27 protein-coding genes are annotated in these 25,818 nt (G+C 48.4%); 18 read left to right on the top strand and 9 right to left on the bottom strand.

The features are described from left to right. The first annotated feature begins 183 nt into the window (after positions 1-183). The 3 genes from P398_RS0102320 to P398_RS0102310 all read left to right on the top strand — a co-directional run bounded on the left by P398_RS0102320 (position 184) and on the right by P398_RS0102310 (position 2,616). Positions 184-1,305, top strand: coding sequence for an ISL3 family transposase (locus P398_RS0102320; RefSeq protein WP_235263469.1), 1,122 nt, complete (start codon positions 184-186; stop codon positions 1,303-1,305). A gap of 76 nt (positions 1,306-1,381) precedes the next feature. Beyond that, the gene (locus P398_RS0102315) at positions 1,382-1,870 is read left to right on the top strand and encodes a hypothetical protein (protein ID WP_029333973.1); all 489 of its coding nucleotides are present in this window, start codon (positions 1,382-1,384) and stop codon (positions 1,868-1,870) included. 14 nt (positions 1,871-1,884) lie between these two features. Beyond that, a complete protein-coding gene (locus tag P398_RS0102310; protein WP_029333972.1) occupies positions 1,885-2,616 on the top strand; it encodes a uracil-DNA glycosylase family protein in 732 nt (243 codons plus the stop codon). Here the strand turns inward: P398_RS0102310 and P398_RS0102305 are convergent. Further along, positions 2,609-3,133: a CarD family transcriptional regulator gene (locus P398_RS0102305; RefSeq protein ID WP_029333971.1), complete on the bottom strand. Its 525-nt coding sequence runs from the start codon at positions 3,131-3,133 to the stop codon at positions 2,609-2,611. The two genes, P398_RS0102310 and P398_RS0102305, sit on opposite strands and share 8 nt — an antisense overlap. 107 nt (positions 3,134-3,240) lie before the next feature. Beyond that, positions 3,241-3,672, bottom strand: coding sequence for a MarR family winged helix-turn-helix transcriptional regulator (locus P398_RS0102300; RefSeq protein ID WP_029333970.1), 432 nt, complete (start codon positions 3,670-3,672; stop codon positions 3,241-3,243). Positions 3,673-3,798: 126 nt separating this feature from the next. Here P398_RS0102300 and P398_RS0102295 point away from each other — a divergent pair, with 126 nt between their 5' ends. From P398_RS0102295 to P398_RS0102280, 4 genes are all read left to right on the top strand, one after another. After that, entirely contained in the window at positions 3,799-4,884 is a 1,086-nt protein-coding gene (locus tag P398_RS0102295; RefSeq protein WP_029333969.1) for a DUF4236 domain-containing protein, read from the top strand. Between the two features lie 82 nt (positions 4,885-4,966). Further along, on the top strand, positions 4,967-5,098 hold the full coding sequence (locus P398_RS17125; protein WP_255313315.1) for a hypothetical protein: 132 nt from the start codon (positions 4,967-4,969) through the stop codon (positions 5,096-5,098). Between the two features lie 256 nt (positions 5,099-5,354). Then, the gene (locus P398_RS0102285) at positions 5,355-6,821 is read left to right on the top strand and encodes an IS1182 family transposase (RefSeq protein WP_029333968.1); all 1,467 of its coding nucleotides are present in this window, start codon (positions 5,355-5,357) and stop codon (positions 6,819-6,821) included. Between the two features lie 88 nt (positions 6,822-6,909). Continuing rightward, entirely contained in the window at positions 6,910-7,548 is a 639-nt protein-coding gene (locus tag P398_RS0102280; protein ID WP_235263296.1) for a hypothetical protein, read from the top strand. A 43-nt stretch (positions 7,549-7,591) separates the two neighbouring features. On the opposite strand, the gene P398_RS0102275 is transcribed toward P398_RS0102280, so the two are convergent. Further along, positions 7,592-9,376 carry an SLC13 family permease gene (locus P398_RS0102275; protein ID WP_029333966.1) on the bottom strand — a complete coding sequence of 595 codons (1,785 nt, stop codon included), beginning with the start codon at positions 9,374-9,376 and terminating at the stop codon, positions 7,592-7,594. A gap of 187 nt (positions 9,377-9,563) precedes the next feature. Here P398_RS0102275 and P398_RS0102270 point away from each other — a divergent pair, with 187 nt between their 5' ends. The 3 genes from P398_RS0102270 to P398_RS0102260 are packed head-to-tail and all read left to right on the top strand — an operon-like array spanning position 9,564 to position 11,810. Next, entirely contained in the window at positions 9,564-10,310 is a 747-nt protein-coding gene (locus P398_RS0102270; protein WP_051638848.1) for a methionine ABC transporter ATP-binding protein, read from the top strand. Then, complete coding sequence (locus P398_RS0102265) at positions 10,303-10,965, top strand: methionine ABC transporter permease (RefSeq protein ID WP_024371038.1); 663 nt, start codon at positions 10,303-10,305, stop codon at positions 10,963-10,965. Before P398_RS0102270 ends, P398_RS0102265 begins: the two co-directional genes overlap by 8 nt. Positions 10,966-10,991: 26 nt before the next feature. Next, a complete protein-coding gene (locus P398_RS0102260; protein ID WP_029333964.1) occupies positions 10,992-11,810 on the top strand; it encodes a MetQ/NlpA family ABC transporter substrate-binding protein in 819 nt (272 codons plus the stop codon). A 35-nt stretch (positions 11,811-11,845) separates the two neighbouring features. Here P398_RS0102260 and P398_RS0102255 read toward each other — a convergent pair whose 3' ends face one another. Beyond that, a complete protein-coding gene (locus P398_RS0102255) occupies positions 11,846-12,682 on the bottom strand; it encodes an aldo/keto reductase (protein WP_029333963.1) in 837 nt (278 codons plus the stop codon). Between the two features lie 142 nt (positions 12,683-12,824). Here P398_RS0102255 and P398_RS0102250 point away from each other — a divergent pair, with 142 nt between their 5' ends. From P398_RS0102250 to P398_RS0102225, 6 genes are all read left to right on the top strand, one after another. Continuing rightward, complete coding sequence (locus P398_RS0102250) at positions 12,825-13,085, top strand: hypothetical protein (RefSeq protein WP_029333962.1); 261 nt, start codon at positions 12,825-12,827, stop codon at positions 13,083-13,085. A gap of 661 nt (positions 13,086-13,746) precedes the next feature. After that, positions 13,747-15,600 (top strand): heavy metal translocating P-type ATPase, encoded by a 1,854-nt coding sequence (locus tag P398_RS0102245; RefSeq protein WP_029333961.1) that lies wholly within the window; start codon positions 13,747-13,749, stop codon positions 15,598-15,600. Between the two features lie 192 nt (positions 15,601-15,792). Continuing rightward, the gene (locus P398_RS0102240) at positions 15,793-16,026 is read left to right on the top strand and encodes a heavy-metal-associated domain-containing protein (protein WP_029333960.1); all 234 of its coding nucleotides are present in this window, start codon (positions 15,793-15,795) and stop codon (positions 16,024-16,026) included. A gap of 33 nt (positions 16,027-16,059) precedes the next feature. Further along, positions 16,060-16,359, top strand: coding sequence for a hypothetical protein (locus P398_RS0102235; protein WP_029333959.1), 300 nt, complete (start codon positions 16,060-16,062; stop codon positions 16,357-16,359). 65 nt (positions 16,360-16,424) lie between these two features. Beyond that, complete coding sequence (locus P398_RS0102230) at positions 16,425-16,658, top strand: heavy-metal-associated domain-containing protein (RefSeq protein WP_026907428.1); 234 nt, start codon at positions 16,425-16,427, stop codon at positions 16,656-16,658. Between the two features lie 64 nt (positions 16,659-16,722). Then, a complete protein-coding gene (locus P398_RS0102225; protein ID WP_029333958.1) occupies positions 16,723-17,430 on the top strand; it encodes a Crp/Fnr family transcriptional regulator in 708 nt (235 codons plus the stop codon). A 261-nt stretch (positions 17,431-17,691) separates the two neighbouring features. Here the strand turns inward: P398_RS0102225 and P398_RS0102220 are convergent, their stop codons facing one another. From P398_RS0102220 to ahpC, 3 genes are all read right to left on the bottom strand, one after another. Next, complete coding sequence (locus tag P398_RS0102220; protein ID WP_029333957.1) at positions 17,692-18,627, bottom strand: IS30 family transposase; 936 nt, start codon at positions 18,625-18,627, stop codon at positions 17,692-17,694. A 576-nt stretch (positions 18,628-19,203) separates the two neighbouring features. Then, on the bottom strand, positions 19,204-20,727 hold the full coding sequence (gene ahpF, locus P398_RS0102215) for an alkyl hydroperoxide reductase subunit F (RefSeq protein WP_029333956.1): 1,524 nt from the start codon (positions 20,725-20,727) through the stop codon (positions 19,204-19,206). 12 nt (positions 20,728-20,739) lie between these two features. Then, positions 20,740-21,303: an alkyl hydroperoxide reductase subunit C gene (gene ahpC / locus P398_RS0102210; RefSeq protein ID WP_024371034.1), complete on the bottom strand. Its 564-nt coding sequence runs from the start codon at positions 21,301-21,303 to the stop codon at positions 20,740-20,742. Between the two features lie 324 nt (positions 21,304-21,627). Here ahpC and P398_RS0102205 point away from each other — a divergent pair, with 324 nt between their 5' ends. Continuing rightward, complete coding sequence (locus P398_RS0102205) at positions 21,628-22,314, top strand: BglII/BstYI family type II restriction endonuclease (protein ID WP_051638847.1); 687 nt, start codon at positions 21,628-21,630, stop codon at positions 22,312-22,314. A 13-nt stretch (positions 22,315-22,327) separates the two neighbouring features. Here the strand turns inward: P398_RS0102205 and P398_RS0102200 are convergent, their stop codons facing one another. Together P398_RS0102200 and P398_RS0102195 are read right to left on the bottom strand one after the other, a co-directional pair. Then, positions 22,328-22,774 (bottom strand): very short patch repair endonuclease, encoded by a 447-nt coding sequence (locus P398_RS0102200; RefSeq protein ID WP_029333954.1) that lies wholly within the window; start codon positions 22,772-22,774, stop codon positions 22,328-22,330. Between the two features lie 68 nt (positions 22,775-22,842). Next, complete coding sequence (locus P398_RS0102195; RefSeq protein WP_235263295.1) at positions 22,843-24,177, bottom strand: MutH/Sau3AI family endonuclease; 1,335 nt, start codon at positions 24,175-24,177, stop codon at positions 22,843-22,845. A 179-nt stretch (positions 24,178-24,356) separates the two neighbouring features. Between P398_RS0102195 and dcm the strand changes: the two genes are divergently transcribed. Then, positions 24,357-25,691: a DNA (cytosine-5-)-methyltransferase gene (gene dcm / locus P398_RS0102190; RefSeq protein ID WP_029333952.1), complete on the top strand. Its 1,335-nt coding sequence runs from the start codon at positions 24,357-24,359 to the stop codon at positions 25,689-25,691. The last annotated feature ends 127 nt before the right edge of the window (positions 25,692-25,818 follow it).

Raw genomic sequence — 25,818 nt, 5'->3', positions numbered from 1 at the left:
GGGCTCATCACCATAAGGTGTGGTTGACACATAAAATCCATCGGATTTTGAATTGAACATAGAAAAAAAGCGAAAACCCCGGTATCGTAATTGTTGCTTAGACAAACCACGATTGGAGTTTTCGCTTTGTCCCAACAGTTTATCAAATTACTTCTTCCACTTCCAGCCCTTTTTCAGATCCAAATGTCGTCAGACGAAGAACCAAACGTTTTTCCGGTCATCCCGGGTCGACATGACATCCCTTGTCCGCTTTGCCAGAGAAAGACCATCCAGCATTCGAAAAAGCGGCGTCGCTTTCGACACGGTCATGCGTGGAACGTCGGTGTACTCTGGATCGAACTGGATGTCCCACGTCAAAGATGCACCTCTTGTGATTTGACGTTCGTGTATGACTACGGTCTCGGGCTCGTCCGCACTTCCACCGAGGTTTTCCGGAAAGGCATCGCAAAACGTTGCCACGGACGGACGATCTCAGATGTCGCACGCGAGTACGGCCTCCCTTATACGACGGTGGAGCGCTGGTTCTATCAGTACGCTTCAGTGGAGACGATGGAGCGTGCAACGCATGTCCTGGTCGACGAGTTCGCCACGAGAAAGGGGCACCACTATGCGACGATTGTCCTCGATGCCAAGAGTGGACAGCTTCTGTCCATTGTCCCGGGCCGGGACGTGGCAGCCATCACGGCAGCACTTCAAGACATATCCGGGGATATCCGTTCTGTCGTCAGTGATTTTGCACCGGCGATGGCGAAGGCCATCAACCATGTCTTCCCGGAGGCAGAACATGTGCTGGACCGGTTCCACCTCGTCCAGTTCTTCACGGACGCTCTTCGCCGACGGCGTCGTTTTTTGAACGAGGCAAGACGCCATCACCACGTTCGCGTGATCGATCGTTCGCTCGCGCGTCGCCCGGAAACGCTGACTGGGGAAGACCGGGAGGTCGCCCGTTCCTGTATTCAGGAAGATCCATTCATTCGGAACCTCTATCAAGGGCTCCAGCATATCCGGTATGTGCTGAAGGCGACGTGCGAGATACAGGCGCAACGGCGGCTGACGGACTGGTTGGACCGTTATCAGTTCCATCCGTGCGGGCCCTTAGCGAAGATCGCGAAAGCGATCCGGGTCCGAGAGCAAGCAATGCGCCAGACCATCGTGTCAAGGTTGTCGAACGGGAAGATGGAAGGGACGAACAACAAGATCAAGCTCATCAAACGCCGTGGTTATGGCTATCGAAACCTCGAACGATTCTTTTTAAGATTGCGCCTCGAGATCGGTCGTCAAAATAGCAACCACGAGTTATGGTGATGAGCCATTATAAGACAATTAATCCATATATTGGTTATAAAAATTATGTCTTATTCATAAAAATAGGAGGTGTTACATGAATAAAATCATTCTCTCTGACTGGGAACGTAAGAAGTACGGCGATTATGTTAATCAACTTCGAAAGTACCCGGATTGTTTCGAATATTGTGTGCTTCCCAACTATGAAGACTACATGGAGACGGCACAGACGGAATGTATTCAGTTAGGTGATTGTTTCGCAGTCTTAATGAAGCATGCAGGACACTATATCCTGGTCGCCATTCTGTTCGATGTCGAATGGGAGGTGAGAGATGTTCTTGAGTGGCTCGACCGCTGGGAAATCCGTTGCATGAGACCGACAACAGAGACTCTCCTTATCCAACATGCGAATGGTCTGGTTGAAGAAATTAAATTTAAAGACCATCCACTTCTTCTGATTGAAAAAGGATCAAAGACATTGCTTTTAGATCCGGAAGAACTCGTTGATGTGGCGGATGTGTATGAGCAATACAAAAAAATCAACAACACGGGGCTCGCGGAAGATATCACTGTCGAGAGCGACTAAGAGGGGACCTGAATATGCGAACAAATGAAAAGATACGTACGTGGGTCGAAGTGCCTTCCCATGACATCTATTTTCGTCCATTTGTCAGTGCATCACCTGATTCAATAGGGAATGTTTTCATAGTCGGTATTAATCCGGCCACGCCGATTTCAAAAGATGCGTTTTCAAGCGTCGAAGAATATATCAATACAATTTGCAATCGTGAACGCTTCATTGAGCAAATAAAGACGATTCGTCTGTCTGAGGGCAAGAGTTCTTTATCTCGTACGCGGGTCGGTTTGAACCAATTCGTGAATGACTTAGAGGAAAAATCCTTAGGAAAGATTAATGTCATTGAGACGAACATGAATGCATATCCGACAAGACGAGCAAAACAATTACTTCAAGTGGATCCTGATTTGATCCAGTATGGTAGTCAAATTTTCCGTGAGCTATTCATTTCCTACCAACCCAAAGTAATAATCGTCCACAGCAAGCAAGCACTTGGGGAGTTGTTGGTGCTTCTGGAAAAAGAATTGCTGAAACCATCTGTAACGTTCAATCCGAAAGTGCGATTAATAGACTGGATTGCAGCCGGTCCGATCACTTTCACGTACAAAGATGGGACAATCGGGACGATTCTCTGCTCTAAGCATTTCATGTACCACGGACATGTGGGACAAAGCTTTCAACCACTGAAAGAGCAAGTGCTAGCCATGTTCGAACAAAAAAAAGACCTCTTCGCACGGAAGGGGCCAATCAAGTAGTGACGATAGGTTCTTCGCTTAAATAAGCAACAATTTGTTGATCAATGATTTCTTCCGATAATTCAAGCGCGAGCGAAAGTTCTTTCACGAGGATCGTTTTAGCGTTCTCTAGAATCTTACGGTCCTGTTCATACAACTTTTTGTTCAACAAGAGGGCCTCGCTTTGACGGCGGGCAAGCGTGTTGATGACTTGAGCGATTTCGTGGCGGTTACCCGAGTGCACGACGTTCAAGAATTCGCGATTGCGGTTGTTCGGATGGGGATTCCATTCGACACCCGGCGAGCGGAACGATTCGAGGATCTCTTTTGCTTCTTTCGCTTCAAGGAGCGTCAACATCATTACTTTGTCACTATCGACGGGGATACTGATTTGCAATTTCTGTGCGTTGTTGATGGGGTGGAGCGTGTAGTACGACTTCGTCTCACCCGCGACCGTCATGTCGGAAATGTCGTCGATGCGGCAAACTCCGTGGGTCGAATAGATGATTAAATCACCAGTTTTGAACAAATCGATCACCTCTTCCTTTCGTCAAGTATAGTAGTTCATGATGAGAAATGTCAACTAGGTTGACATTTCGTGGTAACTATGAAGGCAAAAAAATCCCTTCGAAGTGGTTGAAGGGATTACAGCTTCCAGTCGGATTGGAGCAGTTTTTGAAGTTGTTTAAAGGCATCTTCCCCGAGCGCATTGGCGATGTTTTGTTCGAGTTTCGCTTTGAGCGCCTCATTTTGCTCGTAACAAATCACACCGAGTTCGGTCAGCTCGATACATTTATCTTTGCGGCTCGTCGGATGGTCGGTGACACTGACGAGACCTTTTGTTTGTAAGTTTTTAATGAGCTTGTGAGTCGCTTGGCGCGACACATGAATGCCCCGCGTCACCTCGGCAATCGTCGGCTTTTTGTTATAAATTCGGGCGAGGACGTACCATTCCGAGTTGGAAAGGTAGATGTCATGTTGATCGTTCCAGGCCCGTTCACTCACGCGCCGGATTTGATCGTGGCGCTCGGCGAGTAAGTCAAGCAAGTGGGTCGAGCTCGTTTCGTTTGGAGTCAAGTGAGCACTCCTCCATTCGTTTTTGTCGCTCCTAACTATACAAAAGCGGATAAGAAGCGTCAATGCTCGTTCGGTTTAACTATGGTACGTTATAAATAGGAGATGAATGACAAAGGAGGAGGAAGAATGGGTTTACGATTCCGTAAAAGCATTAAAATCGCGCCGGGCGTGCGAATGAACGTCGGGAAACGAGGTGTCGGTGTCAGTGTCGGTACACGCGGATTACGGCACACGATCAACAGCAGTGGTCGAGCAACATCGACGGTCGGACTTCCGGGTACAGGGATATCGTATTCAACGTCGCGTTCTTATAAGACACCGGCCCACCAACAACGAAATGAATTGGCAAAGCGTGAACGAGAGCAAGCGAAGCTAGCAGAACAAGAGCACGCCAAGCTTCAAGTGGAACTGTATGAAAATCGAATCGAACGGATGCGCTCGATTCATCAAGAGTGCGATGAGCCGGTCGATTGGAAAGCGATCTATCATCAGGAGCCGCCGTTTGAAGTCGATAGGATCGGACCAACCGAGCAAAACGCCCGCGATCAACTGGAGTCCTACCGACCGAGTTGGATCGATCGTCTATTCAACCGAGAATCAAAGCAGAGACAACGTCTAGAACAAGACGTGCATGCAGCGGCTGAAGCTGACCGGACGCGTTATGAGGAATGGCGGGAAGCGAGAGAATTGGCGAAGCGCGTCCTACTCGGCGAAGTCGATACGTATTATGACGTGATCGAGTCGTTTCAGCCGTTCGACGACCTGCTCGAGTTCGGTAGCGGATTCGAATGCAATGTCCCCTCACCGGAAATCGTGCAAGTCGCCTTCGATGTCAACGCGCAAGAAGCGATTCCGACAACGGCATACAGCCTGACAAAGACAGGAAAGCTCTCTGAAAGAGCGATGACAAAGACCGCCTATTATGACCTATATCAAGACTATGTGTGCGGGGCGGCGTTGCGAATTGCCCGGGAAATGTTCGCGTTGCTGCCGGTACAAGTCGTCTATGTCCAAGCATATGAAAAGCAGTTGAACACGAGTACCGGTCATGAAGAAGACGTGTTGATTCTTACCGTCCAATATGACCGACAGACACTTGAACAGATGAATATGTCACGGGTCGACCCGTCCGACGCGCTCGAACAGTTCACGTATCGGATGAACTTTCGAAAAACGAAAGGGTTTGCCCCTGTCGAGGGGATTCAAACTTAAATCGGACTCATCATGCTTCCTTCTCTTGAGTTTGTTAATCGCACCGAATCAAGGGAAAGGAAAATGAGGAGGGGGATACTTTATGCCAACGAGAACCGACCATTTTCACACATATAAACAAAAGATTATCGGATTGCCAGACTTGGAGGAAGCGACGCTGAAGAGTGACATGTTTCTCTTTGAAGAGGATCCCGTCAAGCCGCGAGGGCACTGAAAAACTTTAAATGCTTTTGAACAGAGGAGCGCCGTCCCGAAAGGGATGGCGCTCCTCTGTTTTCATCGCCCTTCAGCCGCCCTGTCCGGCACGCCGCTTTCCTGGGGCGGGCGTCGAGCCGCATCGCGACAATGTCGCTGCTGGGTCTCGCCTTGCCCGCTGATTCCCCGGGAGTCGGCGTGCCCTCGGGCGGCGCTGTACGTGTGCGTCATTTCGGAATATACTGGCTAAAACAATCAATCTGGAGGCGATACCGATGATGCCTGACCTGCCGAATATGCCGCCGAGCCCGTATACGGCCCTCTATGATCTGTTGATTCCGGCCGATGACGAGCTGCGGCTCATTCACGACCTCGTCCCGTTCGATTTCATCACGGAGATGCTTGAAGATACGTATTGCCATGACAACGGGCGGATGGCCGTCCATCCTGTTCGGATGTTCAAGTATCTGTTCCTGAAGGCGCACTCGAACCTGTCCGACGTCGACCTCGTCAGACGGGCGAGGACCGACCTCGCATACAAATATTTTCTGGACCTCGCACCGGAGGATGACGTCATCAACCCCTCCTCGCTCACAAAGTTCCGCCGTCAGCGCATGGACGACGACGAGCTGCTTGACGAGCTGATCGCACACACGGTTCAGGTCGCGAAAGGGATGGGGCTGCTCAAATCACGGACATTGATTGTCGACGCGACCCATTCCCGTGCCCGGTACGGGCAAAAACCGATCGGGCAGGCGATCATCGAAGAGGCGAAGAGACTCCGCCATGCGTGCTACAAGGAAACCGAAAACGCGAAAGGTCGCTTCCCGGAGAAGGTGGACGAGTCAAACATCGACCAGCTTCTGACGTATGCGCTTGGAGTCGCGGAGACCGTCGAGAGCGGAATGCCGGAACTGATGGCACGCGAACATATCCGAGACCGGGTGAACCGGGTCCGTGAGCTCGCCGAGGATGCGCACGTCGAACTTCAAGTCTCCAAGGATTCTGATGCCCGGACCGGGCATAAGAGCGCCGACTCATCCTTCTTCGGTTACAAGCATCATCTCGCAATGACGGAGGAGGGCATCATCACGGCCGTCATCGTCACATCCGGCGAAGCATCGGACGGTCATCAGCTGGGAAGGCTCGTCCAGAAGAGTCATCGGGCAGGGGCCGAGTTCGACCATATCGTGGGCGACTCGGCCTATTCGAGCCGGGACAACCTGATTTATGCCGCCTCACAGGGGTGCAAGCTCGTCGCGCCGTTGAACCCGCAAGTCTACTCGCCATCACCGAATCGCGTGGAGGGCTTCACCTACAACAAGGATGCCGAACGGTATGTCTGCCCCGCCGGGCACATGGCCGTCCGCAAGACACGGGGCGGGCGAAAGAATGCCGGGACGAACCCTGTCGAGAGCCATTTCTTCGACATCGAACTGTGCAAGCGGTGTCCGTTGCGAAAAGGGTGTTACAAAGACGGGGCCAAATCGAAGTCCTACAGCGTGTCATTGAAATCACGGGAGCACAGTGACCAGCTCGACTATGAGCAAACCGACGACTTCAAGGAGCATCGTCGGAAACGCTTCGCCATCGAGGCGAAGAACAGTCAACTGAAGAACACGCAAGGCCTGGCGCGCAACAAGACGTCAGACCTGAAAGGCATGACGTTACAGAGCGCGATGGCCATCATCGCGGTCAACCTGAAGCGGATAATCAGCCTCCATAAAGAAAAAACAGGATAAGGGCACGGAAAAAGGGCGATTGTCCCGACTTGAGTCGGTCCAATCACCCTTTTTTCTTTTCACGCTCGGATAGAGCGGAGGTTTTTCAGTGCCCTCCAAGCCGCTCAGCATTTTTTACGCACCGTTCGAGTACGTCAATCCGGAGGCGAAAGTCGTCATCGCCGGCATCACACCAGGTCTATACCAGATGCGCCAATCGTTCGAGGCGATTCGCGACTTGGCCGATGCCTCGGACGAGGAGGCGCTCCGGGCCGTCAAACAGCGGGGCAGCTTCTCGGGTCCGATTCGAAAAAACTTGGTGACGATGCTCGACGATTTGGACTTGCACCGTCATCTCGGTATTGAGACGACACTCGACTTGTTCGGGTCAGCGAACCATCTCGTCCAAAACACCGCCGTCTTGCCATATCCGGTGTTCTACAAAGGGAAGAATTACAACGGCGCGAGTCCGGATTTGTTGAGGACCGACTTGTTCCAACCCTATATTGACGGGATGTTCGCCGATGAGATGGCTTTACTCGAAGAAGCGCTCATCTTGCCGATGGGCATCAACGTGCGCCGTGCCATCGAGACGCTCGTCGATCGCGGGATTGTCGCGAGTGAACGTGTCGTGAGCGGCTTTCCTCATCCGTCTGGCGGAAACGGGCATCGCCATCGCATCTTCGCCGAGAACCGAGAGGCGATGCGGGCCCATATCGTGAAACACTTCAAGCTTCATCCGATGTGAGCGCATCAAAAAAGGAAGAATCCGCGGATCCTTCCTTTTTGCGTTACATGAACAGAACGTACACCATCAACACCGAGACAATAAGGAACAGAAGACTCATGATGCCGCCGGCTTTCATGTAGTCGGCGTTCCGATAGCCACCCGGTCCCATGATGAAGGCGTTCACTTGGTGCGTCGGCAAGATGAACGAGTTCGAGGCCGAGACGGCGACGAGAAGGGCGAGTCCGATCGGGTCTATACTGAACGTATCCGCCATCATGAGGACGAGCGGAACGAGTAGGACGGTCGCGGCGACGTTCGACATGAAGAGCGAGAAGAACATCGTGATGAGCCCGATGATGAACAAGATGGCGAGTGTGCTCCATCCTCCGACAAGGTTGACGATAGCGTTCGCCGTATAGGCGGCCGCTCCACTCTTTTCGAACGCTGTACCGAGCGGGATGAGCCCGGCGAGCAAGAAGACGGTCTTCCAATCGATCGCCGGATAAATCTCTTCTTTCGGGATGACACCGAGCAAGATCATGAGAAGTGCGCCTGTGAAGAAACTTAACGACAGCGGGAAGCCCATGAAGACGAGCCCGAGAGAGACGACGATCGCGAACAGCGCAGGTTTTTTCTTGTTTTGTTGCGGTGCGAGTTCGGGCGCTTTCACGTCACTGAGCACCGCGACTTCGCGGCCGTTACGAAGGTTGATCAAGTCTTTCCAGCTGCCATAGACGACGAGCTGCATCCCGGCTTCAAACGGGACGTCCTCAAGTGTCGTCTTCGTTCCGTCGTTCCCGATTACCGCGAGCGGTTCGAGGCGGAAGTTTTTCCGGAAGCCGATGTCGCGGAGCGTCTTGCCGATGAACGGAGACGTCGGTGGGATGATGATCTCGGCAAAGCCGCTCTCATCTTCGTTCTCAAGCGAGGCAAAGTGTTCGAGCTCAGGCTTGACTGTCAATTCATAGTCGGCGGCGAAGCGGTTGACCGCATCGATTGTCCCGAGAACAGCGAGCGTCTGTCCGTCGGCGAGGTGAGTCTTCCGCCATGGACCATAGACGTGGCTCGCATCTTCCCGGAGCGCCAAAATATTGATGCCGTAAGTCGACCAAATATTGAGTTGTTCGATCGTCTGTCCGGCGAGGCGGGCGTTGACGTCGAGCTCATGGATGTCGGTCGTCAAGTTGTGTGTCTCTTGCATGAACGATGCGCTCGTCACTTGTGTCTCACCGGACGCCTTTGGCAAGACGAGTCCTCCGGCGAAGTAAAAGTAAAGGATGCCGGTCGCGAGCAAGGCGAGTCCGATCGGCGTGACGGCGAACAAGTTCAAGGCGTCAAATCCGGACTCGGTCAACAAGTCGTTCAAGATGATGAGCGGACCCGAGGCGACCATCGTCAACGTTCCCCCGAGGATGGCGGCAAAGCCCATCGGCATAATCAGTTTCGAGGCCGGGATATTCGCGTTTTTGCTGATTCGTTTCAGCGCCGGCAAGAACAAGGCGGCCGCGCCGATGTTTTGCATGAACGCCGAGATGAGGCCGACCGTCGTCGATGTCGTCGCCATGACGTTCTTTTCTTTGACGCCGACCCGTTTCGTGATGAAGCCCGCGACGACGGTCATGATGCCGGAACGCTCGACCCCGTATCCGATCAACATGACCCCAATCACCGAGATGACGGCGTTCGAGGCGAATCCGGAAAACGCCTCATTCGCCGTGATGACGCCGGTCCATGGCAAGATGACCATGATCAATACGGCGACGAGGTCGGTCCGCAATTTATCGGAAACAAAGAGAAAAATCGCCAACGCCAGGACGGCGAAGGTTAATAGAATTTCAGTAGTCATTCAATATACCCCCTGTGGTATTATCTGTTCTCATTATAAAGGGCGAAGGGGCGGTTGGGAAGTGAAACGTTCTTCTTTCTCTATATAACGAGACTCAAGACAAGACGCATCAACTGACAACTGTCCTTTACTTCGCTAAAATGGGGTACGAGTATCACCAAGTTTGTAATATAGAAAGGGACAGTCGATGATCACGTTAACGAATGTACGCAAACAGTTTGGACGCGAAATAGCCGTAAAAGACGTCTCGCTCCACGTCAACCGTGGTGAGATATACGGCATCATCGGGGCAAGCGGTGCCGGCAAGTCGACGGTGCTTCGGCTCATGAACTTGCTCGAGACGCCGGACACCGGCACGGTCGAGATTGACGGGTCCATGATGACATCGCTTTCGACGAGGAAGCTTCGCGAGAAGCGCCACGTTATCGGGATGATCTTTCAACAGTTCAATCTCGTCGCCAACAAGACCGTCTATGACAACGTCGTCGCACCGCTCAAACTAGCCGGTCGTCCGAAAGCGACGCACGAGGCACGGGTGCTCGAATGTCTCCGCTTCGTCGGGCTCGAGACGTTCAAGGACAAGTATCCGGCCCAGTTAAGCGGAGGGCAGAAGCAACGTGTCGCCATCGCGCGGGCGCTCGCGAATGAGCCGCACGTCTTGCTGTGCGACGAACCGACCTCCTCGCTCGACCCGAACACGACGGCCGAAGTGCTCGAGGTGTTGAAGTCGATCAATGAACGGCTCGGTGTCACCATCGTCATCGTCACGCACGAGATGGACGTCATCAAACAAGTGTGTGATCGCGTGACCGTCATGGCGGACGGGGCCGTCTACGAGACGATCGACCTCGTCCCAAGCGGTGTGTCGGCCATCGACAACAATCCGGCCTGGTTCGTCGACCAGCTGAAGAAGGCGGGTGAGATGGATGCCTGAGGTGCTCGTGCAATATCAGACCGAGATTTGGCGTTCGATCGGCGAAACGTTCATCATGGTCGGCGTCTCGATTCTCGCCGCCGTCCTCGTTGGCCTGCCGCTCGGGACGTGGCTCTACTTGTCCCGAAAAGGTCAGCTCTTAGAGAACCGGGCCGTCTTCTCCGTGCTCAACTTGGTCGTCAACATCGTCCGGTCGTTCCCGTTCCTGTTACTCGTCGTGTTTTTGATTCCATTCACGCGGCTCATCATCGGAACGGCCATCGGGACGGCAGCGGCAACTGTGCCGCTCGCCATCATCGCCATCGCCCACTACTCGCGCCTCGTCGAGCAATCACTCCTTGACGTGCCACGCGGTGTCGTCGAGGCGGCAGTGTCGATGGGTGCATCCATCAAAGATGTCATCTTCAAGTTCTTGTACGTCGAGGCCCGTTCCGGTCTTGTCCTCGGACTGACGACGTCGATCATCAGCTTCATCTCGTACTCGACCATCATGGGGGTGGTTGGGGGTGGCGGCATCGGCGACTTCGCCATCCGCTATGGATATCAACAGTTCAAGACGGAACTGATGATGTACATGATTCTCATCATGCTCATCTTCGTCCAGATGATTCAGTTCACCGGTACGACCGTGGCCCGTCTCATCGACAAACGCTAATCACAAACAGAAAGAAGGAAAAATCTATGAAAAAATTAATGGCACTCTTCGCTTCGCTCACGCTCGTTCTCGCGGCGTGTGGGAACGATACCGAAACAAACACGACGGAAGCCCCGTCAAACGAGCCGCAGACGCTCAAAGTCGCATCGCTCATCCCACCGATGACGGATATGCTTGAAATCGCGAAAGAACAACTCGCTGAAGACAACATCGAGCTCGAAATCGTCGTCCTCGGTGACAACGTCCAACCGAACACGGCACTCGCGGCGAAAGAAGTCGACGCGAACTTCTTCCAGCACGTCCCGTACATGGAAGAGTTCAACCGCAGCAATGACGCGAACCTCGTCCCGATTGAACCGATTTACTTCGCCAACTACGGTGTCTATTCGAAAGAGTATGACAACATGAACGACATCCCGGAAGGCGCGACAATCGCCATCGCGAACGACGTGTCGAACATCGACCGCTCGCTCTCATTGCTCGCGCAACACGATGTGATTAAGCTCGGTGAGAAGAACGGGTCGTATTACACGCAAGCCGATATCACAGAAAACCCGAAGAACCTCAAGTTCGAGGAAGTCGATTTGCTCATGCTCGCGCGTGCGTACGATGACGTCGATGCAGTCCTCATGACGCCGGCCTATGCGGCGCCACTCGGCTTGACGCCGAAGAGCGATGCCCTCTTGACGGAAGGTGTCGAGAACGACTTCGCCATCACACTCGTGGCCCGTGAAGACAACAAAGACGAAGAAGCCATCCAGAAACTCGGCGAAGCACTCACAAGTGACGAAGTCCGTGCGTTCTTGGAAGAAAATTACGAAGAAACGGCGATTCCGGCGTTTTAACGAGAAAAGATTGAGCCCAGACGGCTCAATCTTTTTTAGTATTCCTCGTATTCTCTCGGGTCTTGATTATCGATGCGGCCGTCTTGCTTCGTCAGGGCGTTGAGCGTCTCCATCTCGTCCTCGGTCAATTCGAAGTTGAAGACGTCGAGGTTCTCTTTTTGGTGCAACTCGCTCGACGAACGCGGGAGCGGGATGACACCGAGTTGGACGTGCCAACGCAGAATGACTTGGGACACGGTCTTGCCTTTTTGTCTTGCTAGTTCCGCGATCGTCTCGTCATGCGTGACAGTCCGGGCTCGGCTCAACGGACTCCATGCCTCAGTGATGATGCCGCGCTCTTTGTCAGCTTGACGCTGTTCCACTTGGGAGAAGTATGGGTGGAGCTCGATTTGGTTGATGACCGGTGTCTCACCCGTCTCCTCAATCAAACGGTCGAGGTGCTCAGACATAAAGTTCGAGACGCCGATGGAGCGGATCCACCCGTTCTCTTTCGCTTGGATGAGTGCGCGCCACGCCTCCACGTATTTGTCTTGTTTCGGGTTCGGCCAATGCAACAGGAACAAGTCCCAATAGTCGAGGTTCGCCCGGTAGAGCGACTCACGAATCATCTCGAGCGCATCGTCGTAGTCGAAGTATTGGGCGCGAAGCTTCGACGTCAAGAACAGTTGCTCGCGCGGGATGCCGGATTGCCGGACGGCTTCGCCGACCGTTCCTTCATTGTCATAGCGAATTGCCGAATCGATGAGACGATAGCCGTTGCGGATAGCGCTCGTGATGGCGTCGACGCCCGGTTCACCTCGTAAATAAACGGTGCCGAGCCCGATTGCCGGAATCTCGTAGCCGTCATGTAGTTTGATGGTTGGGATGTTCATGAAATGCCTCCTCATTCAAAATCCGTTCTCTTGTCCGATATTCCACTTTCCCGGGGAATCAAACGTTTGAATCGGTCGGAGTTAATTAAAATGGAGTTGCCTATTTTCCTGTTTTTGGGATAATTGGCATGAGGTGATGGGGATGAAGTGGTGGTGGATGTTCGGGATATTGGCCATTGGAGGAATGATGTTCGTCAATGAGGCTTGGTATGGAAACTCGGCGGCGTTTGGAACGGCGACCAGTATGATTATCGTGGCGTTGATTGGCCTAAAGAGTTTAGAAAACCGATATCGGATAAGAATGGGAGTCATCTTTTCATTATTGATTGCTGGAGCGATTTACTTTGGGTTGCCGAGTTATTCAGTCGCCGAGGCGGAACATACTTTGAAACATTCACACTGATACGGAACAAAGCCCGAAAACACGCTATCTTACGCGCTTTTGATTTAGAGTTGGTGTTTGTTTGGTGTTTAAAGATAATAAACGAAAATTAATGATGAAATACAAAACGGCCCTTTTTACACTTTCTGTTAGTGTTTGGATGAGCACCATTTTTTTATTATAGCTTGGAGGGTTTCGTTAAATAGTTGAGTTATTCAAACATTCGCGACAAAATGTTAAACAAAACTACCTGTTTAGGTGATTAGGATGATAGCTGTTTGTTAAACAAACTATTTGAGCCTATGGCGGATATTCCAAAAAAAACCGGTAACTGGATCATGTGTTCCATAATCTTCATTAGCTTTTGTTTAGTAATTGGAGCAAATTCTGAGTAACGCCAATGGATAATGTGAAAGAGTACACTTAAACTAACTACTTTTCTAAAGCCTGCTGAATAAAGAATGTACAATATAATGAATTTTTGTGATTGTATGTCGATGTTCGATAATATATAAGAGTTATTCCGTAAAACAGTTGGTTTTGTTTTGCTGTTCTTTTATAATTTTTCACTTTTACAATAGAACTTGATTCGAATCAATTTTCATTTCATAGAAACATCCTATACTAGAGTCATCAACAAGGAATACAAATGAAAATGAAATTGAAATTGGAGGGAATCAACATGCAAAGATATATATTAAGTAAAAAGAATTCCATTACACTGATCAGTGCAATTTTGATTGCACTTGCATTCTTCGGACGATTTTCCTTAGACAACATGGCCATTTTCAATTGGTTGCTCATCATTGCATCCATTCTTGGTGTGGCGCCGATTGCAATCCAAGCCTATCAGGCATTAAAAGTAAAAGTTGTCAGTATTGATGTTTTAGTTACCATTGCAGTTATTGGAGCAGTATTGATTCAAAATTATGAGGAATCAGCCATCGTTACTTTCTTATTCTTATTTGGTTCTTACTTGGAGCAGCGTACCTTGAACAAAACACGTTCTGCCATTAAAGAATTAACAGAGCTGGCACCAGAAAGTGCTTTAAAGCAAATGGAAAACGGAGAATTTGAAGAAGTAGATGTCGATGATGTAGACGAAGGTGATATTTTATTAGTTAAAACGGGTGCAAAAGTTCCGGTAGATGGAACAGTGTTAACTGGTGAAGGTCACATTAATGAAGCAAGTATTACTGGAGAATCTCTACCTGTAAGTAAAAAGGTTGATTCTGAAGTATTTGCAGGATCTATCTTAGAAAATGGAACGATCCAAATTCGAGCTGATCGTGTTGGAGAAGATACAACATTTGGTAGAATTATCGAATTAGTGGAAGAGGCACAGGATTCCAAATCAGAAGCAGAACGTTTCATTGACCGATTCTCAAAATACTATACACCAGCTGTGTTAGTCCTTGGTTTTATTGTTTGGTTTTTCTCAAAAGATATTGAACTAGCTATCACGATTCTTGTTTTAGGATGTCCAGGTGCATTAGTTATCGGGGTTCCTGTATCCAACGTTGCCGGTATCGGAAACGGTGCACGTAATGGTGTCCTCTTAAAAGGTAGTGAAGTTATCAATGACTTTAGCAGAGTAGACACTATCGTTTTTGATAAAACAGGAACATTGACAGTAGGAAACCCTGAAGTTGCCGAAAAAGAATTTTACGGAAAAAATACTGAAGAGGTTCTAGGATATTTAGCAAGTGTGGAGCGTGAATCGGACCACCCACTAGCGAAAGCTGTCCTACAGGATATTGGCGAGATAACTTTCTCTACTGTTGAAGAAACCGAAGTCGTTAAAGGTGGCGGAATTGTAGCAAAAATAGGTGTTCATCGTATAGCCGTTGGTAACGTAGCTTTAATGGAAAAGAAAAATGTGAAATTAAGCGAAAAAGCTAAAAAAGACGTCGAACGCTTTGAGAAAAATGGGAATTCTCTTGTGTTAACTGCGGTCGACGGAGAATTAAACGTTCTGATGGGGATTCGGGATCAAATCCGCCCAGGTGTTAAAAAAGATCTTCAAAAACTGAAAAAACTAGGGGTCAAAAACCTTGTCGTTCTTTCTGGGGACAACCAAGGAACCGTAGATTTAGTTGCTCGAGAACTTGGGTTAACAGAAGCACATGGTCATATGCTACCGGAAGGAAAATCTGCTTATATCGAAAAAATGCAAGCAGAAGGCGGGATCATTGCCTTTGTCGGTGACGGAGTGAATGATAGTCCTTCACTAGCCTTAGCAGATATCGGAATTGCCATGGGAAGTGGAACAGATGTTGCAATTGAAACATCAGATGTTGTTTTAATGAATTCTGACTTTAGTCGTTTACCACACGCATTAGGCTTAACAAAATCAACTTCAAGAAACATGAAACAGAACATTACCATAGCAGTTGGTGTGGTATTAGTCTTACTTGCCAGCCTACTATTTGGTGAATGGATGAATATGTCAATCGGGATGTTGGTTCACGAAGCAAGTATCTTAGTAGTCATCTTGAATGGTATGAGATTGCTTCGATACCGTTTGAGAGAATAATTTTAATAGAAAGCAGTCTTGATGAATGATAAAGGGGAAGTATTCAGGTAGGAAGAACAAAATACTCCCCTACTTTTTCTTAAAACTTGATTTGCATCAAATTCATTTCGTTGAACCTGAACTATACTTAAATTGTAAAGAAGAAGAGGGAAAACAAAAAAATAAAAGATAAGATGAAAGGAGAAATAATTCATGCAAAAAGCAGTTATTCAATTAGAAACATTATCTTGTCCATCTTGTATGCAAAAGATTGAAAATGCGGTGAAAGGATTAAACGGGGTTAATCATGATAGCTTAAAAGTATTATTTAATGCCAGTAAAGTAAAAGTAGATTTTGATTCAGAAACGATCACCATTAACGATATCGAAAAAGCCATTGAAGACTTAGGATATCCAGTCGTCAAATCAAAAGTAAAATCGGCCTAAGACCAAAAAACCACAAGAAAGAGGGAACGAATAATGTCTGAACAGACATTTAACGAAGTAATAACAAACTATTTTGAAAAGCTGGATTTATACACCACTGCAATTACACGGGCCCATGGCAAGAATCACCCAGAAGCCTTTGAAGTACGTGAATTGTTTGAAACAATTAGTGGAAAAGTAAAAGACGCAGGTACGAACAAACCTGACTTAGATGCTGAATTTGCTCAATTACGAAAAATCACAGACAACTACACCATTCCTGGAGATGTATGTGAAACGTATGGAGGCACATTCGAGATGTTATCAGAAGTAGATAAAGCATATCAGGCTTAAAGTAACTCAAAAACAAAAGAATAGATTGGTTTACGGTCGTTAAAAAATGAAGGGGGAAATGATTTATGCAAAAAGCAACGATTCAATTAGAAACCTTATCTTGCCCATCTTGTCTCCAAAAGATTGAAAATGCGGTGAAAGGAATAAACGGTGTGAATCAAGATAGCTTGAAAGTAATGTTCAATGCAAGTAAAGTAAAAGTAGATTTTGATTCAGAAGCAGTCGCTATTAACGATATCGAAAAGGCAATTGAAGACTTAGGATATCCTGTTGTCAAATCAAAGGTAAAACCTGCTTAATCGAGTGAATAGAAAGGAAGCCTAGGATGCCCTCTTAGGCTTTTTATAAAAGGAAGAGGTTATTTTGGAACAAAACCAATGTTGTCATCACCAACATGGACATGCAGAATGTATTCGTATTGTCCCCATTTTCAACCATTTGGAAGACTCACAAATGGATTTGATTGCGGAATCTGCCAAGACACTTCATCTTAAAAAAGGGGAAATGTTATTCCGTGCAGATGAGGAAGATGATACCTTATATATTATCAATTCAGGTAAGGCTCGGATTTACCGCTTATCGGATTCTGGAAAAGAACAACTTGTTCGCATTTTAAATCCTGGTGATTTTACAGGTGAAGTCGCCATTTTCCAACCTGGAAGTATTCATGAGAATTATGCGGAAGCACTACAAAATACATCTATTTGTTTAATTAAACGAGGTGATTTACAGAAGTATTTGGTGGAATATCCGCAGATCTCATTAAAAATACTGTCAGAAGTAACGATGCGTTTAAAGGATTCTGAAAAACAAACCACACAAGTAGCGATTGAAAATGTAGAAACCCGCATTATATCCTTTTTAGCTGAGAATATTGAAAAGGGAAGTGGCAATAGTCCAACGATTATCTTACCAATGTCCAAAAAGGATTTAGCCTCGTATCTTGGTACCACACCAGAAACAATCAGCCGTAAATTTACTACTCTAGAAGAACTTGGATTGATTAAACAGTTACCGAAAAAGAAAATTAAAATAATGGATTTAGATCAATTGTTACTTCATACTAAATAAATATAAGCAAAGTAGCGTGCCATCATTAACGTGTTAAGTTTAATAGTACAAAACATAAAATAACAAACATTTTAGCAATCCAATTAGCATATAAAATGGATTGCTAATTTTTGTTGATTTAACAATGTTTATCTACAAAAAGAAAGAGAAATGGCTACTTATTTGGCACTTATTTTACCAAGATGACATAAACTTGTGTCAACTGCATAATTCATTAGCAAAACACCCCTATTAACTAAGCTAATTACTCTGGACGGTTTGTCAAATTAAGCGCAACACTTCCTCCGCGAAGGCCTCGTGTGCGGTCTTCCAGCCGAGACATTTCCTCGGCCGCCCGTTGATCTTGGCGAGCGCGTCCACGATCTCTCCTTGGCCGACCGTCGCGAAGTCCGATCCTTTCGGGAAGAACTCGCGCAGGAGGCCGTTGGCGTTCTCGTTGCTGCCGCGCTGCCACGACGAGTACGGGTCGGCGAAATACAGCGGCACTCCGAGCGACGCCCGGACGCGCTCGTGGCAGCTGAACTCCTTGCCCCGGTCCGTCGTCGCCGTCCTGAACGTGCCCTCCGGGAAGGCGGCGTGGACCGTGTGGATCGCCCCCTCCATCGAGGCCGCGCTACGGTCCGCGATCGGCAGGGCGAGGTAGAACCGGCTCTTGCGCTCGACGAACGTCGCGACGCAGGCCTTCGACTTCCCTCGTCCGGAGACGACGGTGTCGAGCTCCCAGTGCCCGAACGTTTGGCGCCCCCTGACCTCCGAAGGCCGTTTCGAGATGGACAGCCCGACGTTGAACCTCCCGCGTGTCTCCACCGGTTTCCGGCGCTTGCCTTTCTGGCTGAGCGCGGTCGTCGGCACGTCGATCAGCCCCGAGTAGATCCAGCGATAGATGGTCGAGAAGGCGATCCTTCCGTCGAAGAGCCGCCCCACGATCTGTTCCGGGGACCAGGTCGCTCGCAGCTTCCTGATGATCGTCCGACGCATCGTTTCGTCGAGCTTCGTCTTGGCGCCGCAGTTCGCTTTCGCCCTCACGTAGCGTTCCTGTGCACGTTCCGACTTGTACCCGGGGTTCCTCCTGATCTCCCGCGAGACGGTCGAGGGCTGTCGCCCGAGCCGTCTCGCGATGGACCGGATGGACATCCCGAGCTCCAGATAGGTCTCTATTTTCACGCGTTCGGCTGTGGTAAGATGGGTGTAGCTCATAGCGATTCCTCCGTCTGAATGTTTGTGTGGTAACTTCATTCTACACGAGGCCGTCGCTATGGGCTTTTTTGCGTTCACGTTCAGGTGTTGCACTTAATTTTATAATTCATCATACAAATTAGTTTCCCCCATTTGTTGGAAAATATTATAGTGTGCTGCAAACGGGTACACAAGGCAATTTCGAGTGTGCTGTAAGGTTAGAAAAATCCTTGCAGTACATTTTTTATAGAAAAGTGTACTTTAAGAGAAATAGTTGGTGTTTATCCGGTGTTTTAATTTGCAAAAAGGGTCCAAACGAAAATGTACAATACACAATCAGATTGCAACAAAACCCCATTTCATGCGGGTTTGAGGCACGTTCTTAAACAATACGAAACTACTTTTTACGGTTTGAAAAAGAGAACACAAGAACGTGACATATGTGAATGATCTCGGTGTATCGGACAGGGGATGGAACCCATTTCGACCGAATCGCGTCTATTTGTTTGAAATCGATTCTGGAGACAAAATCTTGTTTCTACCAGACTCGGGAGAAATTATAAAAACGCGTCCTCCAATATGAGGACGCGTTTCCTATTAGTTGCGAATCATATAATCGAAAGCACCGAGTGCGGCAGTCGCACCAGACCCCATCGAGATGATGATTTGTTTGTAGGCGCTGTTCGTGCAGTCGCCTGCTGCGAACACGCCTGGGATGTTCGTCGCACCGTGACGGTCGACGACGATCTCACCGAAGTTGTTGCGTTCGACCGAGTCGAGCCAGTCCGTGTTCGGGACGAGTCCGATTTGGACGAAGACACCTTCGAGTTCGACGTGATGCGTCTCGTTCGTCTCACGAGACAAGTACGAGATGCCGTTCACTTTGTCCGTACCCGTGATTTCTGTCGTCTGTGCGTTCGTGACGACGGTCACGTTCGGGAGGCTGTGGAGACGGTCTTGAAGCACTTGGTCGGCTTTGAGTTCAGAAGCGAACTCGAGCACCGTCACGTGTTTAACAATCCCAGCGAGGTCGATCGCTGCTTCAATTCCAGAGTTGCCGCCACCGATGACTGCGACGCGCTTGCCTTCGAAGAGAGGGCCGTCACAGTGCGGGCAGTAGGCCACACCTTTGTTTTTGAACTCAGCTTCACCTGGAACGTTGACGTTACGCCAGCGTGCACCAGTCGACAGGATGACGCTCTTACTCTTCAAGACGGCACCATTCTCAAGTTCGACTTCGACGAGGTCAGTTTTCTCAAGACGCTTCGCGCGTTGGAGATTCATGACGTCGATGCCGTATTCTTTCACGTGCTCTTCCAAGCTCGCGACGAGTTTCGGGCCTTCCGTGTAAGATGTGCCGATGAAGTTCTCAATCCCCATCGTGTCCATCACTTGACCACCAAAGCGTTCCGCGACGATGCCGGTCCGGATGCCTTTACGAGCCGCGTAAACCGCTGCGCTCGCACCAGCTGGGCCGCCACCGATGACGAGGACGTCATACGGATCTTTATTTTCGAACGCCGAAGCGTCCGGGCCTGTGCCGAGTTTTGCTAAAATCTCTTCAAGTGACATACGTCCGTTGCCGAACGCCTCACCGTTCAAGAAGACGGTCGGGACAGCCATGATTTCTTTCGCTTCGACTTCCGCCTTGAAGGCGCCACCGTCGATCATCGTATGGGAGATGTTCGGGTTGAGCACGCTCATGACGTTCAGTGCCTGGACGACGTCTGGGCAGTTGTGGCAGCTGAGGCTGATATACGACTCGAAGTGGTACGTGCCTTCGATCTGTTGAATTTGTTTGATCGCGTCCGCGTCGACTTTCGGCGCCCGGCCGCTCACTTGGAGCAACGCGAGGACGAGTGACGTGAACTCGTGACCGAGCGGGATTCCTGCGAAGACGATTCCCGTCTCTTCAGACGGACGGCTCACGCTGAAACTCGGTGTGCGATCGAGTGTGACGTTCTCGACCGAGATGCGTGACGACATGCTCGCGAGTTCGTTCACGAGGTCGAGCATCTCTTTTGAGACCGTGTCGTCTCCAGCGCTGACACGGAGGACGACATCGCCCTCCATGAGCTGGAGATATTGGTCCAACTGTTGTTTAATAGCTGCTTCTAACATGTAATCCGCTCCTTACAACTTGCCGACGAGGTCGAGGCTCGGGCGAAGTGTTTCAGAACCTTCTTCCCATTTCGCCGGGCAGACTTCGCCTGGGTTGTTGCGGACGTATTGTGCCGCTTTGACTTTGTTGACGAGCGTGCTCGCGTCACGGCCGATACCGCCTGCGTTGATTTCAACTGTTTGGATGATGCCGTCTGGGTCGATGATGAACGTACCGCGGTCAGCAAGGCCATCTTCTTCGTTCAAGACGTCGAAGTTGCGTGAGATTGTGTGTGATGGGTCGCCGATCATGATGTACTCGATTTTGCCGATTTTCTCAGACGTTTCGTGCCATGCTTTGTGCGTGAAGTGTGTGTCAGTCGATACTGAGTACACTTCGACGCCGAGGTTTTTAAGTGTCGCGTATTCGTTTTGAAGGTCTTCGAGTTCAGTCGGGCAGACGAACGTGAAGTCAGCTGGGTAGAAGCAAACGACGCTCCATTGACCTTTGAAGTCGTTGTCCGATACTTCGAGGAATTCACCTGTTTGGAATGCTTGTGCTTTGAAAGGTAAGATTTCTTTGCCGATTAATGACATGGGGTATGTCCTCCTTGGTTTTTTACTCTAGTGGACTTTAGTCTCTACTAGAATAATTATAATGTAATACTAACTTCATATAACCGTCCAAAAATGTCAAGGCGTTTGCACAGTTGGAAAAATGTTGATATATCAATGTTTTACGGATGAAGCGCTTGGTGAAGGGGAAGAAAACGATTACAAAACAAATGTGCTTTTGTTTTCAATCATGTATCCTGGTAAAGTTATGAGGAGTGGCATGAGTTTGATTCTATTGAAGAGAAAGCCATCATTCTCGTCGTAAAGTATGTCATTATCAATTACAACCAATAAAGGATGAGGCAATTGAGATATCGAATCCATTCACATCGATTTGGCGAGACCATCTTAAAGAACGATGAAGAGTTCACGGAGATTTGGTCGGAGATTCATGGAATCATCCAATCAATCAGTGACGAGGCGATCATCAAGAAATTCGAAGAAAAGTATGCCGGCAAGAACAAAAGTCTTTCCTCGACATTGAATGATTTGTTCAAATCGGAATTTATAAGAAGGGGATGGGCGAGTGAGAGCCCGATCTTCCAGGACCGTGACTATTCGGAGAACGTATGGCGCCTCGACTTTGCCAAAGAAAACATTTCAGTGGAGGTCGGGTTCAATCATTCAGGGACAATCGCATGGAATCTATTGAAACCGGTCATTGCGAGCGAGCTCAACCATGTCGAGAAAGCAATTCAAACACGAATTGGTGTCATTATTTGTGCGACACAGCGACTTCAACGTGCTGGAAACTTCGACAACGCCATAGGTACCTACGAAAAGTACGTTCACCATTTGAAGCCGCTGAACACGCAGTTGACCGTGCCGATTGTCATCATCGGGCTTGAGGCGCCTGAGACGTTCAGAATTGTCGAGCATGTGAATGAAGATGGCAAAAAAAGAGGCCGTGTAGAAGAAATCTACACGGACCTGATTGTCGATGATGCGACGGAGACGTATGATGAACCATTGTTTGATGAGGACCTGGATTAACGAGTAAAACGAATCATCCACTTCGTTTATGGCGACTGACCTTGGCCATGTCGACGAAATGAGTGATGGTATAAATCACGTGATCAAAGTCCTCGTTGACCTGATGCTCCCAAAAGCGTAAGATGATCCATCCTTCCTCGACATAATGTTGCGTGACGTCGGCATCGCGCTCGATGTTACGACCGATCTTCTGTCGCCAAAACTCCGCGTTCGTCTTCGGAAGTTTGAAGTGAAGGGGACAGCCATGCCAATAGCAGGAGTCTAAAAAGACGACGACACGGAGTCCGGGAAACGAGATGTCTGGTGTCCCATACAGCTTCCGATTGTTCTTCCGATATCGATATCCGGCAGCCCAAAGTGCCTTCCGGACCTTCACTTCCATTTTGGTGTCCTTACCACGATTTCCGCTCATCGTCTTGAAGACGGCTGGACTCGATGCTTTCGGTACATTTCTGGCCATACCTTCACCTCCCTAATGGACATATTCCCGAATCTGAAGGGGATATGTCCATTAGGCTTTTACTCTATCTATTTAAAAATGGGTCCTTCCATAAACTTTTTATAAATAAATTCTTTGTTGAACATAAAGCATACTTTTTTTTCACCATACATAAATTGATGATAGCATTTATCTCCTCCAGAACCTTTTGTAGATACTACAAGAGATCTGTTAGGATATTTTGTGGCGGTAGGGAGTAAGTTTACATCATTGAAGGTGACAGCATTTTTGATATCATTATAAGTTTTACTGAACTCATCCACTTCTTCCGGGGTGAAAGTGACTTTGAATAAACAGTGTAGCTTTCTATGACCATTTCCTTTATTCTTCGAATCCTCTAAGTAACCCAAATAAAAAAACGTACTCTCTTCAAAAAAAGTTTTCCAATCGGATGTGTCCCAATTGTCTAGAAACTCATCTTTTTGTAGAGGCTTAAATGTAGGTTTTTCAATAGGGAAATAAGATTCATTTATTGGGGTAGTCTTAATCTCATATGTTAGCTTACTAAATAGTTCATTCTTTTCCAAATCGAATTCCGTACCGATGATGCGTCGTTGAATCATATTTCCGATGTTGTATTGAGGCTTCTCTTTAGAAGACTGTGGATCTAGTTGCTTCAGTAACTCGCTTTGAGTGATACCCTTGTATTTTTTGAATTTGTTCCATAGCCACTCTTCTGGAGTCAGCTCAACTGGTAAGGAGACGTTGTAATTTAATCGGTGTTCTCTAAGAACTCCTTTTATAAATGAATTTTTAATTGAGAATGCCCGAGTTTTTGCTCTAATTTCAGAAAAAGGTTGGGTTTGAGTTTGTCCGGCTCCGCCTTTAGTTGCGGCGCCTAGGATGACACTATCTCCTTCAGATAATTTATGTGCCAATCCATCTCTCACGGTTTGTCGGATTATTTGATAATCGTTTTCTATTAAAGGCTCAATTCCAGTCATGTCGTATAGTTGATAGTCTTTTATAATAAATTCTCTCGGGTCTCCATTTTCTACATATTCATACCAAATGAATAAAATTTTTCTGTTTTTTGAAATCAAGGAGCTGAACTTAAAATCTTCATTTACAATTTTGTGGAAATTGATTTGAGATAGAGAAATTCGTTCTTTAGCAGACCAAAGACCTTTTTTTGTAGTCACGAAGCCAGATACTTTTAGTTCTATCCCTAACTTGTCAAAATCGGCCTCCGCTCTATTATTATTAGGGTATCCATAAAAGCCGGTTTCAACTATTTTGCCGAAAATACCTTTGTCGTGCTTATATTTTTCAAAATACCCCTCTGTGTCTAATTCTCCGAATGTTTTACCCACAATTTCATCTGTTTTACGTAAAAGTTCATTTATAGAGTTGAATTCCAACAAGACTATCCCTCCATTATTGGTTATGATTAACATTTTACTATAAAATGTTTTTAATTTCCTAATCATAAAATAAAAAGAGAAGGGTTGATCCTTTTTTGCATAGGTGGTAAACTGTTTTCATTGAGAAAATACTAAAAATACATTAAGTTTAAGATAGAAAATGCGAAAGGGTGTTCCCATTGATTAAAGTAGTTGAGTTATTTGCTGGTGTAGGAGGTTTCCGCATCGCACTTGAAGGAATAAAAGACGTGAATGCCGAGCCTACATCGGACAAATTCGATGTGGTTTGGGGCAATCAATGGGAACCGGCGACGAAGAGTCAACCGGCCTTCGATTGCTACGCGGAACGGTTCAAGGGCCGCGGCAAACATTTGAACGAAGATATTGCCCTGTCATGGATGGAGGCGGGTCCACACCACTTGTTGGTCGGCGGCTTCCCTTGCCAAGACTATAGCGTGTCTCGCAGTCTCAAAAACGAACAAGGGATTCAAGGGAAGAAAGGCGTCTTGTTCTGGGAAATCATGAACATCATCGAACAAGAGAAACCGCCTTACGTGTTGCTCGAGAACGTCGATCGCCTCATGAAGTCGCCTGCCAAGCAACGGGGACGTGACTTCAGCGTCATGCTCCGTGCGTTCGCCGACCAAGGCTATACGGTCGAGTGGCGCGTCATCAATGCCGCCGACTATGGGTTCGCGCAACGCCGTCGCCGTATCTTCATCTTTGCGACCCGGACCGATTTGAATCATTCGGAGCGTGCACGACAAGCCGATCCTGAAAAATGGTTGCTCGAGTCAGGCTTCTTTGCACCGGCGTTCCCGGTCCATGAACTGACGAGCGAGAAACACCCGGGCTCGCAGTTCGAACTGCCGAAAGATATCGTCGAGATTTCTGACATGTTCTCGGCCACATACCGGAACTCGGGAATCATGTCGGGCGACCAGGTGACTACGATCGAGACGTTACCGAAACGAGAAGTGCCGAAGACGCTCGGTGATGTGGTCCAAGAGGTATATGAGCAGTTCGGCCCTGCGCCGGAGCAGTACTACTTGGACACCGATACGATTAAGAAGTCGGGTCGGAACGAGCAGGAAGAGCTCGCGTACTTGAAAGGACCAAAGAAAATCGAGCGGACCTCGGCGAGCGGTCACGTGTACGTGTATGCGGAAGGCGGCATGTCGTATCCGGACTCGCTTGACCTTCCGGGTCGTACGATGTTGACGAGCGAAGGCACTTGTAACCGTTCGAGCCATGTCATCGAGGACCCACAGACGAAGAAGCTTCGTTACTTGCGCCCTGAGGAGTGTGAGGGATTGAACGGATTCCCATACGGTTGGACGGCTACGATGACCGACCGCAAACGTTACTTCACGATGGGGAACGCCCTCGTCGTTGGCTTGATTGAGCGGATGAGCCATCGAATCGCAGAGGTTCACGAGCAAGAGGATGACCAGAACATCTTGCAGGAAGCGATTCAGATGCAGTTGTTGGGTACGTACAATAATTTCAAATAATCATAATCTCTATCTATGAAAGAGGACTTTTAGAATTCACTTTTGAATTCTATTATGATAGTCATTTTCGTGGATAGAGATTTTTTGTGTTCACTGAAAAGGTAAAAAGTGTAAATTAGTAGTTTGA

The organism is Exiguobacterium aurantiacum DSM 6208, assembly GCF_000702585.1.
Classification (GTDB): Bacteria; Bacillota; Bacilli; order Exiguobacteriales; family Exiguobacteriaceae; genus Exiguobacterium; species Exiguobacterium aurantiacum.
This window is presented reverse-complemented; position numbering and strand designations above follow the sequence as displayed.

What these genes read in the sequence shown, in the direction of transcription:
- P398_RS0102310 (WP_029333972.1), top strand. Translation starts at nt 1,885, where the DNA reads ATGCGAACAAATGAAAAGATACGTACGTGGGTCGAAGTGCCTTCCCAT.
- P398_RS0102285 (WP_029333968.1), top strand. Translation starts at nt 5,355, where the DNA reads ATGATGCCTGACCTGCCGAATATGCCGCCGAGCCCGTATACGGCCCTC.
- P398_RS0102240 (WP_029333960.1), top strand. Translation starts at nt 15,793, where the DNA reads ATGCAAAAAGCAGTTATTCAATTAGAAACATTATCTTGTCCATCTTGT.
- P398_RS0102220 (WP_029333957.1), bottom strand. Translation starts at nt 18,627, where the DNA reads ATGAGCTACACCCATCTTACCACAGCCGAACGCGTGAAAATAGAGACC.
- P398_RS0102255 (WP_029333963.1), bottom strand. Translation starts at nt 12,682, where the DNA reads ATGAACATCCCAACCATCAAACTACATGACGGCTACGAGATTCCGGCA.
- P398_RS0102295 (WP_029333969.1), top strand. Translation starts at nt 3,799, where the DNA reads ATGGGTTTACGATTCCGTAAAAGCATTAAAATCGCGCCGGGCGTGCGA.
- P398_RS0102320 (WP_235263469.1), top strand. Translation starts at nt 184, where the DNA reads ATGTCGTCAGACGAAGAACCAAACGTTTTTCCGGTCATCCCGGGTCGA.
- ahpC (WP_024371034.1), bottom strand. Translation starts at nt 21,303, where the DNA reads ATGTCATTAATCGGCAAAGAAATCTTACCTTTCAAAGCACAAGCATTC.
- P398_RS0102250 (WP_029333962.1), top strand. Translation starts at nt 12,825, where the DNA reads ATGAAGTGGTGGTGGATGTTCGGGATATTGGCCATTGGAGGAATGATG.
- P398_RS0102260 (WP_029333964.1), top strand. Translation starts at nt 10,992, where the DNA reads ATGAAAAAATTAATGGCACTCTTCGCTTCGCTCACGCTCGTTCTCGCG.
- P398_RS17125 (WP_255313315.1), top strand. Translation starts at nt 4,967, where the DNA reads ATGCCAACGAGAACCGACCATTTTCACACATATAAACAAAAGATTATC.
- P398_RS0102270 (WP_051638848.1), top strand. Translation starts at nt 9,564, where the DNA reads ATGATCACGTTAACGAATGTACGCAAACAGTTTGGACGCGAAATAGCC.
- P398_RS0102275 (WP_029333966.1), bottom strand. Translation starts at nt 9,376, where the DNA reads ATGACTACTGAAATTCTATTAACCTTCGCCGTCCTGGCGTTGGCGATT.
- P398_RS0102265 (WP_024371038.1), top strand. Translation starts at nt 10,303, where the DNA reads ATGCCTGAGGTGCTCGTGCAATATCAGACCGAGATTTGGCGTTCGATC.
- ahpF (WP_029333956.1), bottom strand. Translation starts at nt 20,727, where the DNA reads ATGTTAGAAGCAGCTATTAAACAACAGTTGGACCAATATCTCCAGCTC.
- P398_RS0102315 (WP_029333973.1), top strand. Translation starts at nt 1,382, where the DNA reads ATGAATAAAATCATTCTCTCTGACTGGGAACGTAAGAAGTACGGCGAT.
- P398_RS0102245 (WP_029333961.1), top strand. Translation starts at nt 13,747, where the DNA reads ATGCAAAGATATATATTAAGTAAAAAGAATTCCATTACACTGATCAGT.
- P398_RS0102200 (WP_029333954.1), bottom strand. Translation starts at nt 22,774, where the DNA reads ATGGCCAGAAATGTACCGAAAGCATCGAGTCCAGCCGTCTTCAAGACG.
- P398_RS0102235 (WP_029333959.1), top strand. Translation starts at nt 16,060, where the DNA reads ATGTCTGAACAGACATTTAACGAAGTAATAACAAACTATTTTGAAAAG.
- P398_RS0102230 (WP_026907428.1), top strand. Translation starts at nt 16,425, where the DNA reads ATGCAAAAAGCAACGATTCAATTAGAAACCTTATCTTGCCCATCTTGT.